Source organism: Hyphomonas sp. TMED31 (assembly GCF_002172815.1).
In the GTDB taxonomy this organism is placed as follows: Bacteria; Pseudomonadota; Alphaproteobacteria; order Caulobacterales; family Hyphomonadaceae; genus Hyphomonas; species Hyphomonas atlantica.
The window spans coordinates 1-11,487 of the sequence record NZ_NHCK01000078.1; the positions used below are offsets into that span (position 1 = coordinate 1).

Sequence of the window (11,487 nt, forward strand, 5' to 3'; positions counted from 1 at the left end):
CGATGACCGATACCGCGATGCAGGGCACTATCGCCCAGCTTGCCTCTGAAGACGCCCGCTTCACGACCCTCGTTGCACTGGTTGAACAGGCCGGCCTGAATGAAAAACTGGACGCCGATGGCGAATACACTGTCTTCGCGCCGACGAATGCCGCCTTTGAAAAGCTGGACCCTGAACTGGTCACCAAGCTGAAATCCGGTGAGGCCAACGACACGCTGAAATCAATTCTGAAGACGCATGTCGTCGAGGGTGAAACCATGAGCAGCGCGCTGGTCGAAGGCGACAACACAGTCGCCACGATGGCAGACGCAGACCTGATTGTCCGCAAGACAGGCGACAGCGTTACAATTGGCAATGCGACGGTCGTCGCTGCTGACATCGACGCATCAAATGGTGTGATCCACGCAGTCGATACGGTCATCATTCCAGCTGATCTGGAGCTGACCGACGAAGAAGAGACAGAGTCATAAGGCTCCTCCCCTTCTGGCCATTGTGCCAAGGAAAAAGCCCCGGCAGATCGCTCTGCCGGGGCTTCTTTCTTGGGAGGTTACGCAGTTTAGTTTGCAAACTCCGGATAGGCTTCCAGGCCGATCTCGGACTTGTCGAGACCGAGTTCCTCTTCCTCGGCCGTCGGACGCACGCCGATGGTGAGCTTGAGAACGTACCAGATGATGGCAGACACGATCATCACGAAGACACCGGTCAGAACCACGCCGACCANCTGGCCGATATAGTTCGGGTCACCAGCTTCGTTCGGCATGATGGCGTTCGTGTANGAGAACGGAACCACCATTGTGCCCCAGATGCCGCAGACCAGGTGAGCCGGGATAGCGCCGACCACATCGTCGATCTTGAACTTGTCGAGCAGCGGTACGGAGACAACAACCAGGACACCACCGACAGCGCCGATGAGNATGGACGCNCCCATGCTTGGTGCCAGCGGCTCAGCCGTGATGGACACCAGACCACCGATCGCACCATTGAAGACCATCGTGGCGTCGATCTTGCCCTTGTACAGGATGGCTGTCGTGAACATTGCCGCGATTACGCCACCTGCTGCAGCGAGGTTCGTGTTGGCGAAGATCTGGCTGACGGAGTTGATGTCAGCGATAGAGCCAGCGGCCAANTGNGACGCACCGTTGAAGCCGAACCAACCGAACCAGAGGATAAACGTACCGAGAGCGGCGAGCGGGATGTTGTTGCCCGGCATCGGATTNACCTGCTTGCCGAAATACTTGCCGATACGTGGCCCGATGATGATGGCGCCTGCCAGAGCTGCCCAGCCACCGGTTGAGTGAACCAGAGTNGAGCCAGCAAAGTCAGAGAAGTCCCAAGCGGAGTCGAGGTAACCACCACCCCACTCCCAGGATGCCACGATCGGATAGATGAAGGCGGTCAGCAGGGCTGTGAAGATCAGGAATGGCCAGATTTTCACGCGTTCAGCGATCGTACCTGACACGATGGATGCGGCCGTTGCCACAAAGACCATCTGGAAGAACCAGTCAGAAGCAGCCGCATAATCCCCGTGCGACTCTTCAAGTGGTGCGCTGGACCAGATGAAATCCGGAATGCCGAACAGGCCGGCGGCGACTGTGGCAGATGGGTAGGCCATATTATAGCCGATCAGCCAGAACATGATGCCCGCAACAGAGAACAGGGCGACGTTCTTGGTCGACTGCATTGCTGCGTTCTTGGAGCGGACAAGGCCTGCCTCCAGCATGCAGAAACCGGCNGCCATGAACATCACGATGATGCCGCCAATCAGGAACAGNTAGCTNTTGTCGACATAGGCGCTGGCACTTCCAGCAACGCTCTCTTCGAGCGCCGCAAGCCGGGCTTCCATGTCAGCATCCTGGGCATAAGCTGCTGCGCTTGCCATGATAGCGGCTGGCAGCAACGCTGCCCCGCGTATTGTATTTTTTAATGTTTGGCCCATCGGCCCCTCCTTCGTCACGAGACTGCAGAGCTCGGGACCCCCCGCGCTCTCCCAGAACCGATATGATTGCGGGCCCGTGCGAATGTCGCACCAGCATGGGGGATGACCGGTCTTTCTGGGGGGGCATGGTCAAAGCATGGGCAGTGATGCGGCGAATCGCCTAAAACTCCATCATCGCTGGACGATTGCTAACAGCGTCACTAGCTAAGGCTCATGACTCAAACGCACCCCCGGTCTGACCAGACGTATGACCTCGCCATCATCGGCGCTGGCCCCGTAGGTACGACGCTTGCCATCCTGGCAGCGCAGCGAGGATTTTCGGTCGCGCTTGTTGATGCGCGCGACCCGGACGTCGCGCCACGCCCGGATACTCGCACCTTTGCGATTGTGCGCGGCAGCTGGCGTTTGCTGGGCGCAGCTGGCGTTACAGACGCGCTCTGCGGATCGACTGAACCCCTCAACGGTCTTGAAGCGGTCGATGGCGGAACCCATTGGTTCGGTGCGCCCGGCGTATTGTTCGGCAATGAAGACCTGCCCGACGATCCGGACGGCCAACCCCTCGGGCAGATGGTACCCGCCGCCGCGCTGCAGGCGGCGCTAGATGGCACATGCGCAGACATGGAACAAATCCACTGGATCCGCGGAAAACTGTTCCGGGACATGAAAACGGGCAATGCCGGGGCGATTCTCATCCTGTCCGACGAAACACAAATCAGCGCACGGCTCGTCGCGGCCTGTGATGGCATGAAATCGGCGGTGCGCGAGTCGGTGGGGATCACGACCGAAGGACACGATTACAATCAGTCTGTCTTTGCGGCGAACGTGAAGCTGGATCGCCCGCATGAAGGCATTGCGCGCCAATTGTTCACGCCCGAAGGTCCATTCGCCACGCTGCCTATGCCTGACAATCGCGCCAATCTTGCCTGGTACATGAAACGCGGCGCGGCAGAGGCGATTGCTGCCATGCCTGTTGAAGACATCAATGCCGAATTGAATGCCCGATTTGCTGACTTTGCCGGGCCCATGCAAATTGATGGTCCCTATTCCGCCTATCCACTTGTCATGCAATTGGCGACGCGGATGGTAGGGCCTCGCACTGCGCTGGTCGGCGATGCTGCACACCGGATCAATCCGCTGGCGGGACAGGGGCTTAATCTGGGCTTCAAGGATGTTGGTGCGCTGATTGATGTCATGTGTGACGCGCGGGATGTGGGCCTGGATCCGGGATCGGATGTGAGCTTGGAGCGTTACGAGAAATGGCGCCGGTTTGATGCAACGGCGGCTGCCATGTTCATGGATGGTATCGACAAGGCCTTCACGAATGACAGCGCAGTTCTTAAGCCCCTTCGGGGTCTTGCGCTTTCGCTCGCACAAAAAATCACCCCGCTGCGACAAGCACTCGCCCGCCAGGCAAGCGCCGATCAGGCCCATCTGCCGAGCCTGATGCGCTAGTCCGGCTTTGCAAGCTCCCGCAGGAGTTTCCAGGTATAGAGCCCGGAATCATGCCCGTCTGAAAACCTTATACGGATGGCATAGCGCCCGACTGGCTCTGCTCCGACGACAGAGATATCTTCCGGCACAGGTGCCTGTGGCGGCTTGGGTCCGCTGCCATGTCCTCGCACCTCTGCAGACGGGCTCTCTTCACGCAGGCGCTTGTAGGNAATCGTACCGGATACCCCGTCCTCGAANGCAATGGCCAATTCCTGGGCTGATTTTCTGAATGCCANTTTCGTGGGCCAGGATGGTTCGCTCATGCGGTGGGCTCGTCATCGACTTCCACGGCATCCAGGTCTCGCGCCTCATCCGCGAGCATGATCGGAATTCCATTGCGGATCGGATAGGCAAGCCGGGCCTTCGGGGAGACGAGNTCATCTTTTGACCGGTCATAACTGAGCGGCTGGCGGCTGACCGGGCAGATCAGGATTTCCAGTAGGCGCGGATCAACCCCGGAAGGGCCCAAGCGCTGTGTNGCGGATTCNTCGGACATNAGNGCCTCTATTGCAGCGTGCCGCCGTCTTCGCCGGACACATCCATTTCAAGCAGGGTGATGAGCGTTTCAGCGCGATCTTTCAAGGTAGGTGCTTCAACGAGCGCCTGTTTTTCCATTACGGAGAANGGACATCCGGAGCAGAGGGCATTGACCAATGTTTCCAGCGGCGCTTCGTCCACAGCGCTCCAATCCGTCGACATGTCGTGCGCCTCAGTATAGTCGTGCAGTGCAGATACCAGACGAGACCGGTCAGGAAGTTTGGAATCTGGAACGTCTTTCAGGTCCGCTTCATAGGGTGCCCAGTCTGGCACGACCTGACGNTAGGGCGTCATCACGGAAAGTTCTTCCTTCACATCAAACCGGGCAATTCCGGTCAGCGTGATCAGGTAGCGCCCATCGCCGGTTTCNGACCACGCGGTGATCCGTCCAGCACATCCTGTATGGGCAACATCCGGTTTTGCCTTGGAGCCGCCCACAGACTGGATCATGCCAATCATCCGCGTNTCCTGAATGACGTCATCAATCATGTTCAGATAGCGCGGTTCGAAAATGTTGAGCGGCAATTGCCAGCGCGGGAACAGCAACGCCCCCGGCAGCGGAAAGATAGCCAGCTCCTCGGGCAGTTCGGAAAGGCGCGTGAAGCTGGGCTGTGACATATACTCGATCTCTTTCTGGTGTTGCCTGAAAGAGGGATGTGGCGCGCCTACGCCATCAGGCAAACATGAGAGACGCCAGACGACGCCGACCGCTGACGGTTGCTGGGTCAGTTGCGCCAGCCGCTTCNAACATTTGTAGCAGCTTTTCCTTGGCCTTGCCCTCTTTCCAGTCGAGGCCNGCGCNNAGNATNATCAGCAGATGNTCAATGGCGTCCCCNAAACGCCCTGCCGCGGCGTACTTTTCGGCAAGGTCGAAGCGCTGGTCATGATTGTCCGGATCAGCGAGTACAGCTGACAGCGCCTCNTCAAACTCATCCGGAGCGGCCGCGTCATCGCCCATCATGTCAATNGCCGTTCGAACGCCTTTGACGGCACTGTCATTGCGCTTGTCTTCCGGCACCATTTCCAGCGTGGCTTCGGCGCGCTCCTTGTCACCATTGGCAAGATAACACCGAGCAAGGCCTGCCAGCGCAGTAACGTTTTCAGGTTCCTGCTGGAGAATTGCTGCATAGATTTGGGCGGCCGTACCGATATCGCCAGCNTGGCTTGCCGCTTCTGCCTGTTCGAGCGCCTCGGCCAGCATCTTTCCGGCATCGGTGCCACTCAGCAGCTTGTCGATAAAGGCGTTGATCTGGCCTTCCGGAAGCGCGCCCATGAAAGCATCAACCGGACGGCCCTTGTCGAAGGCGTAAACCGCCGGGATAGAGCGCACGCCGAGCTGACCGGCATAGGCGGGGNTCTCATCAATGTTGATCTTGACCAGCTTGACCTGACCGCCGCGCGCGTCGACCGCCTTTTCGATGATCGGGCCCAGCGTGCGGCAAGGACCGCACCAGGGCGCCCAGAAATCAACGATAACCGGCTGGTTCTCCGACGCCTCCACGACGTCTGCCATGAAGTCCTGATCGGTCGTGTCCTTGATGTTCAGCGATGCCGTATCGGTCATANGTATTGNGTCCCTTGAATATCTGCACGGAACATGGGCCGCAGCNTCCCATTTCGCAAGGCAGCGGCCTGACACCGAAGCACGCGGTCTNCGTTCATCTGGCAGTCAATTCCGNTGTTGCACTTGTTGAAGGTGAACCGCGCGCAACGAAAAGCGACGAAAATACCTTTTTCGCGCCCTGTTTCTGCAAGGCCCGCGCGCTTAAGTACAAGGCCATTGGTCAACGAACTAAGGAGACCGCAAAATGTTGAATATCCTGGCAAGCCTTGGAGCGATCACCGCAATCGCAACGTCGCCGCTCCCACTCAGCCTGCAGGCCACTGAGGCCGCAGCGCCAGCACCGCAAGTTTCCGAACCGGCCGGCTTGAGCGAGGCTGATCGTCAGCGCCTTCTGAACCGAGCATCTACGGCCTTGGCCAAGGTTAAGACAGCCAGCGGCACGTTTGAGCAATTGTCNCCGGACTATAGCGAATCCACTGGCCGATTTGCGTTGTCGCGCCCCGGTAAGGTTCGGTTTGAATATGATGACCCAAGCCCCCTGCTCGTCGTGAGCGATGGCACAACCGTCGGTCTTCAGGATTCCGAGCTGGAAACCACTGATCGGGTTCCCCTCGGAACCACACCGCTCGCCTTGCTGCTGGATGATGACATCGATTTCGCCACAGAGGCGGATGTGTTGGACGTAACCAACCGAAATGGCCGGGTGGAAATCACCCTGCGCGACAAGTCTGGCGAAATGGATGGCACGCTGACTCTCGTCATGCAAGAAAGCGATATGAGCCTGACCGGATGGCACACGCTGGACAGCGGTGGAAACCTGACACAGGTCCAGCTGACCGATGTTTCTTACGGTCAGCGCCTCAATCCGCGCCTGTTTGTTCTGAAGGATTTCGATAAGAACTGACGTGTTTGCACCACACCCAAGGACATAACACATTATTCACTTGATTTTTTTCTGTGGAGTGACATCTTTGCAACTGTCGATGACGAAGCAAATCGAGCGCAGCAACTGACCCCCCGCTGCAATCCTTGTGTCATCCACCGTCGGAGCCTTCCCCTCCCGACGAGACGTGTAAAGCAAGCGTCTGGCGCGCCCGAACTTCCCCGCGTTCGGGCGCGTTGACGTTTCAGGAAACACTGCTACGCAGCCTGAATGTCTAATTCTCTCAAAATCGTCAGCTGGAACATCAACTCTGTTCGCCTGCGTGCGCCAAACGTCGCCGCCTTTGTGGCGGAGGAGCAACCGGATGTTGTTTGTCTGCAGGAAACAAAGTGCCAGGACGGCGAATTTCCCGAAAAGGCCTTCAAGGAAATGGGNTTGCCGCATCTCGTGCTGAACGGCCAGAAGGGCGGNCATCATGGCGTGGCCATCGCCTCGCGTCTGCCCATCGAGCGCATCGAGGCACCAGACCTGTGCCGCCACGGACATTCGCGCGTGATCGCGGCGAAAGTGGCCGGCGTGGAAGTCCACAACATCTACTTGCCAGCTGGCGGCGATGAGCCGGATCCCGAGGTGAATGACAAGTTTGCCCACAAACTCGATTTTCTGGAGCGACTGGGACCTGCCTACAAGAAGCAGTCAAAGACGCCGCGCGTCTTGGTGGGCGATCTGAACGTTGCGCCGCACGAAAACGATGTCTGGTCACACAAGCAGTTGCTGAAGATCGTATCCCACACGCCGGGAGAAACCGAACGTCTGGAAGACTCCCGCAACCAGGCCGCGTTTGTGGACATTGCTCGCCTGGCGGTAGAGGACCACCAGAAACTCTATTCCTGGTGGAGCTATCGCGCGAAGGACTGGGCCAAGAGCAATCGCGGACGCCGGCTCGACCATATTTGGATGAACCCCGCTGCACTGCCCGATACGAAGATCGACACCTTCAAGATCCACCTCGCATGGCGTGGAGGCTGGAAACCTTCGGACCACGCGCCAATAAGCGTCGAAATGAAGGTTTAAGGTTGCAGGCGATACCCGCCAGCATCTGTCAGCAACAAGCGGGCATTAGCCGGGTCCGGCTCCACTTTCTGGCGCAGGCGATAGATGTGCGTTTCCAGCGTGTGGGTTGTGACGGTTGCATTGTAACCCCACACCTCTGACAAGAGCTCGTCCCGCGCAACAGGCTTGCCCTGCGCGCGATAGAGATATTTCAGGATGTTGGTTTCCTTCTCGGTCAGGCGCACTTTTCGGCCGTCTTCCGTGACCAGCAACTTCATCGATGGGCGAAACTCATAAGGCCCCACCTGAAATGTAGCNTCCTCGGATTGCTCAAAGCTGCGAAGATGTGCACGCACGCGCGCCAGCAACACNGAGAATTTGAACGGCTTGGTGACATAGTCATTCGCGCCGGATTCTAGCCCGAGAATCGTATCGGCATCGCCATCCTGACCCGTAAGCATGATGATTGGTGCGCGCACGCCTTTCTGCCGCATNTGTTTGCAGGCNTCGCGGCCATCCATNTCCGGCATATCTACATCCAGCAGGATCAGGTCGATCCGCTCCGCCAGCGCGTGGGTGATCCCCTCATGCGCGTTTGCCGCCTGTAGCGTGTCGAACCCGTCATGCAGATCGAACTGTTCCGCGAGCGCTTCGCGCAGGTCTTCATCGTCATCTACCAGCAGAATGGTCTTTTTGCCTGTCACGGGCGTCTCCTTCGAATTCGAACGTCGCTGTGTATTGCGACTGGCGACAGATGCCATATGACTTTCCATGACGCGTGATCACAAGTCTGGGAGCATTTGGTGAGCCTGAAATTTACCGCAAGCCCGACGGGGAAATTCTCAGGCCCCGGCTTCACCGCCCGCTGCGCGCTGGGAAAGGGCGGGGTCGTTACCGCGTCACAGAAGCGCGAAGGGGACGGGGCCTCCCCTGTCGGGGTGTGGCCGGTACGCAATGTTTTCTACAGGCCCGACCGGGTAGAACCGCCCGTGACCAGCCTGCCACTGGTACCGCTCAAGCCTTATGATGGCTGGTGCGACGCCGCGAACCATCCGCTTTACAATCGTCCGGTCTCACTGCCCTTCGCGGCCAGTCACGAAAAACTCTGGCGAGATGACCACGTCTACGATGTGATCGTCGAGCTGGGTTACAATGATGATCCGGTCGAAGCCGGACGCGGCAGCGCGATCTTCCTGCACATTGCCCGGCCGAACTATGAGCCGACGGAAGGCTGTATCGCGCTCGAAAAAAGCGACCTGCTTGCGGCTCTGGAACTGATGCTTCCGGGTACCGAAATCGAAATCTCGTTCTAGGCTGAATAATCGCGAGGCCCGAACAGGGCGGTTCCGATGCGCACATGGGTCGCGCCGAACTGCGCGCCTGTCTCGTAATCAGAGCTCATGCCCATGGAGAGCTGTTCCAAACCAAGGCGCCCCGCGATCTTGGCCAGAAGGGCAAAGTGAGGACCGGCGGGTTCTTCGACAGGCGGAATGCACATCAGGCCGACCACATCCAGCGCTGCCTCACGTGCTATCTGGAGCAGACTTTCCACTCCATCGGGTGAAACACCCGCCTTTTGTGGCTCTTCACCCGTATTGACCTGGATCAGATATTTCCGACGCAGCCCTGTTTTCTCTTCAGCCTTGGCCAACTCCCGGCACAGTTTCGGCCGATCGATCGTTTCAATGACGTCGAACAAGCGCACAGCGTCCTCCGCCTTGTTTGATTGAAGCGGCCCGATCAATCGAAGTTCCAGATCTGGATAGTCTGCCTTGCGGTCCTCCCAATGCTGGTAGGCTTCTTGAACGCGGTTCTCACCGAATACTCGGTGGCCCGTCGCCAGAATCTCTTTCAGTGCTTCGTCAGGTTGGGTTTTGGTCACTGCAACCAGTGTCGGCGCCGTATCACACAGGCGCTCCAGATCGCTCAGGATCTCTGCGCGGCGCTTGGCAATTCCGGGGAAGTCCGTATCAGTCATCGTGATGGTGCAGAAACCCCAATCCGATGCGAGACGCAAGCTGATCTCTGCGGCGCGATGCGCTGGTCATCATTTGCCTTCATGGTTGCCACCTGCCCTGTTTCTCACCGATCCGAAGCGCACACCGGACCCGATCTCAGTGGCGGAAAACCTTCCTGCCGGGTGGGGAATTGTTTATCGGCACTTCGGTGCAAAGCATCGGTTGTGGCAGGCGCGGCAGTTGGCGGAGATTGCGAACCGGCGGGGACTGGCCTTGCTGATCGCGGCAGACCCCGTCCTTGCCATAAAGGTCGGTGCAGCAGGCGTGCACTGGCCCTTCNCGCAAAGGNACGCTGCCCGGAAATGGCGAGCTCGGTTCGACCTGATGAGTGTCAGCGCGCACGGTGGCGACGAATTGCGACAGGTGGAACCGGATGTGTTTGATGCGGCACTTGTTTCCGCAGTCTTTCCGTCGACCAGCCCATCAGCCGGCACCCCGATCGGTTCGCATCAAATTCGCATTCTCTCGCGACAAAGCGATATGCCGATCTATGCGCTGGGGGGCATAAATTCACGTAATGCGGCCTGCGTCAGTAGCTCAGCGGGTCTTGCGGCGATTGAAGGTATTCAGGACGCGTTTGGGCCCTAGAACTTGAACGCAGACTTCAGCCGGATACCGGCTTCGACTTCGCGGGATTCCCACGTTGAGGTGTCATTCAGCTCGTCTGCGCCAACACTGACCTCACCCCCGACCGAAAAGCGCGGCGTGATGCGGAATGTCGCGCCAGCCTGCATTTCCTCGCGTGGCAGGGGAGACAAATCTGTGCGGGACACCTTGTCCAGATTCAGTTGCCACCGCGTATTGCTGCCAAACTGCATCGAGAATTCGCGATCTGGCTTTGCCTGCCATACCGGCTCAGCGCTGGCGGGTTTGGACTGCGCAAATTGACGGTACCATTCAGACTGCGCGGCAGAGGTCTCTGAAATGCTGGGGGCTGCCAATTCCATTTCGGGCGCAGGCACGGAATCTTGCGCAGCAGCTGGCATAGCCAACGCAGCGCACAGCGCGATCCCGAAAGTTACAAAGCCCAGCTTCATTTCTTGCACCTCTGAACACAGAAATAGTCAGATGGGCGGGTAAAGAGAAGATTAAGAATCTGACAGGGCCGCGATTCTAACGCGATAGTGTGATTTCTATCACAATGCCGTCGGGTGAATTGTTCCATTCGGCGGCGATATTCTCTTCGGATGCTACACGATCCAGGCTGTTTTCGCCATATCCGAGAGAGATTCTTGCAAATTCTGTAACATCGTGAGCGATGCCAATTTTCCATGCATCTCCTTCAAGTGACGTGAGTCCGTCTTCCGCGGCCCCAAATTCAAGCCCGATCCGAGTTTTTCCGAATGTCTTGGTCACTCCGGCAGTCCATGATTCGTAGTCCGCACTTTGGGCAAGGCCGTTATCCGACTGCAGCCAGGTGAAGCCGAGGGATATGGTTTCGAACTCTGCCCTGGCACCTGCCGAGAATGTGGTGACGCGATCATAAACGGATGTCGCGTAGAACGGCGTGTCCACGTCCGCCGTGCTGGCAGCCAGCGCCGCACTTACCCGAACTCCTTGCTCCCGCAGCAATCGAGAGGCGTTCACTGAGCCCTCAACTGCATTCGTCAGCGTGATCGGCGCGACACCCGGCAGGTTCCGGTCCGCATCGCGATCAAGGCCCCTGACGTCTGCTTTGGGGGTAAAACTCAGCCCTGCGCGGATTCCGACAAGGCGGGGTGTAGCATAACTCAGTTTGGCCGATGGCCCCGTCAGATCATGCCGCGTGGTAACCATGTCGATGCCTGTCGGATCAAGGGATTGGCGGCCAAGTGCCAACGCGCTGAAGACCGACGGTGCATTTTCCTGAAAGCGTGCGGCAACACCCTCATCCCTACCGAGGCGGACTTCACCATAACCGCCGTCTATGTAGACGTAAGCCTCTTCCAGCTCGGCCCGTAAATCGACCTCGTCCGGCGCCGGCCCTGAGGCGAGACCCGTGTACGCACCCTGAAAGCCAGGTTGC

15 protein-coding genes are annotated in these 11,487 nt (G+C 58.4%); 6 read left to right on the forward strand and 9 right to left on the reverse strand.

Going from position 1 to position 11,487, the window contains the following annotated elements:
• A partial coding sequence (locus tag CBB91_RS11730; RefSeq protein WP_273014168.1) for a fasciclin domain-containing protein occupies positions 1–470 on the forward strand: 470 nt, incomplete at its 5' end.
• A gap of 86 nt (positions 471–556) precedes the next feature.
• On the opposite strand, the gene amt is transcribed toward CBB91_RS11730, so the two are convergent.
• Positions 557–1,936, reverse strand: coding sequence for an ammonium transporter (gene amt, locus CBB91_RS11735; protein WP_273014169.1), 1,380 nt, complete (start codon positions 1,934–1,936; stop codon positions 557–559).
• A 213-nt stretch (positions 1,937–2,149) separates the two neighbouring features.
• Between amt and CBB91_RS11740 the strand changes: the two genes are divergently transcribed.
• Positions 2,150–3,388: an FAD-dependent monooxygenase gene (locus CBB91_RS11740; RefSeq protein WP_273014170.1), complete on the forward strand. Its 1,239-nt coding sequence runs from the start codon at positions 2,150–2,152 to the stop codon at positions 3,386–3,388.
• Here CBB91_RS11740 and CBB91_RS11745 read toward each other — a convergent pair.
• From CBB91_RS11745 to trxA, 4 genes are all read right to left on the reverse strand, one after another.
• Positions 3,385–3,690, reverse strand: a complete 306-nt coding sequence (locus tag CBB91_RS11745) for a DUF971 domain-containing protein (RefSeq protein ID WP_273014171.1) — start codon at positions 3,688–3,690, stop codon at positions 3,385–3,387. The two genes, CBB91_RS11740 and CBB91_RS11745, sit on opposite strands and share 4 nt — an antisense overlap.
• On the reverse strand, positions 3,687–3,923 hold the full coding sequence (locus CBB91_RS11750) for a Trm112 family protein (protein ID WP_273014172.1): 237 nt from the start codon (positions 3,921–3,923) through the stop codon (positions 3,687–3,689). The genes CBB91_RS11745 and CBB91_RS11750 overlap by 4 nt, the downstream gene beginning before the upstream one ends.
• A gap of 8 nt (positions 3,924–3,931) precedes the next feature.
• The gene (locus CBB91_RS11755) at positions 3,932–4,582 is read right to left on the reverse strand and encodes an LON peptidase substrate-binding domain-containing protein (protein WP_273014173.1); all 651 of its coding nucleotides are present in this window, start codon (positions 4,580–4,582) and stop codon (positions 3,932–3,934) included.
• Between the two features lie 55 nt (positions 4,583–4,637).
• Positions 4,638–5,528, reverse strand: a complete 891-nt coding sequence (gene trxA / locus CBB91_RS11760; RefSeq protein WP_273014174.1) for a thioredoxin — start codon at positions 5,526–5,528, stop codon at positions 4,638–4,640.
• Between the two features lie 244 nt (positions 5,529–5,772).
• Here trxA and CBB91_RS11765 point away from each other — a divergent pair, with 244 nt between their 5' ends.
• The gene (locus CBB91_RS11765; protein ID WP_273014175.1) at positions 5,773–6,432 is read left to right on the forward strand and encodes an outer membrane lipoprotein carrier protein LolA; all 660 of its coding nucleotides are present in this window, start codon (positions 5,773–5,775) and stop codon (positions 6,430–6,432) included.
• A gap of 249 nt (positions 6,433–6,681) precedes the next feature.
• Positions 6,682–7,485, forward strand: a complete 804-nt coding sequence (locus CBB91_RS11770; protein WP_273014176.1) for an exodeoxyribonuclease III — start codon at positions 6,682–6,684, stop codon at positions 7,483–7,485.
• Here the strand turns inward: CBB91_RS11770 and CBB91_RS11775 are convergent.
• Positions 7,482–8,168: a response regulator transcription factor gene (locus CBB91_RS11775; RefSeq protein WP_273014177.1), complete on the reverse strand. Its 687-nt coding sequence runs from the start codon at positions 8,166–8,168 to the stop codon at positions 7,482–7,484. The genes CBB91_RS11770 and CBB91_RS11775 overlap by 4 nt on opposite strands.
• Positions 8,169–8,267: 99 nt before the next feature.
• Between CBB91_RS11775 and CBB91_RS11780 the strand changes: the two genes are divergently transcribed.
• Positions 8,268–8,777 carry a L,D-transpeptidase family protein gene (locus CBB91_RS11780; RefSeq protein WP_273014178.1) on the forward strand — a complete coding sequence of 170 codons (510 nt, stop codon included), beginning with the start codon at positions 8,268–8,270 and terminating at the stop codon, positions 8,775–8,777.
• Here CBB91_RS11780 and CBB91_RS11785 read toward each other — a convergent pair.
• Positions 8,774–9,442, reverse strand: coding sequence for a YggS family pyridoxal phosphate-dependent enzyme (locus CBB91_RS11785; protein ID WP_273014179.1), 669 nt, complete (start codon positions 9,440–9,442; stop codon positions 8,774–8,776). The genes CBB91_RS11780 and CBB91_RS11785 overlap by 4 nt on opposite strands.
• A 4-nt stretch (positions 9,443–9,446) precedes the next feature.
• On the opposite strand from CBB91_RS11785, the gene CBB91_RS11790 reads away from it, so the two are divergent.
• Complete coding sequence (locus CBB91_RS11790; RefSeq protein ID WP_273014180.1) at positions 9,447–10,070, forward strand: thiamine phosphate synthase; 624 nt, start codon at positions 9,447–9,449, stop codon at positions 10,068–10,070.
• Here CBB91_RS11790 and CBB91_RS11795 read toward each other — a convergent pair.
• Complete coding sequence (locus tag CBB91_RS11795) at positions 10,067–10,519, reverse strand: NtrZ family periplasmic regulatory protein (protein ID WP_035549709.1); 453 nt, start codon at positions 10,517–10,519, stop codon at positions 10,067–10,069. The genes CBB91_RS11790 and CBB91_RS11795 overlap by 4 nt on opposite strands.
• Before the next feature lie 76 nt (positions 10,520–10,595).
• On the reverse strand, positions 10,596–11,487 hold an 892-nt coding region (locus CBB91_RS11800), incomplete at its 5' end, for a porin (protein WP_273014181.1).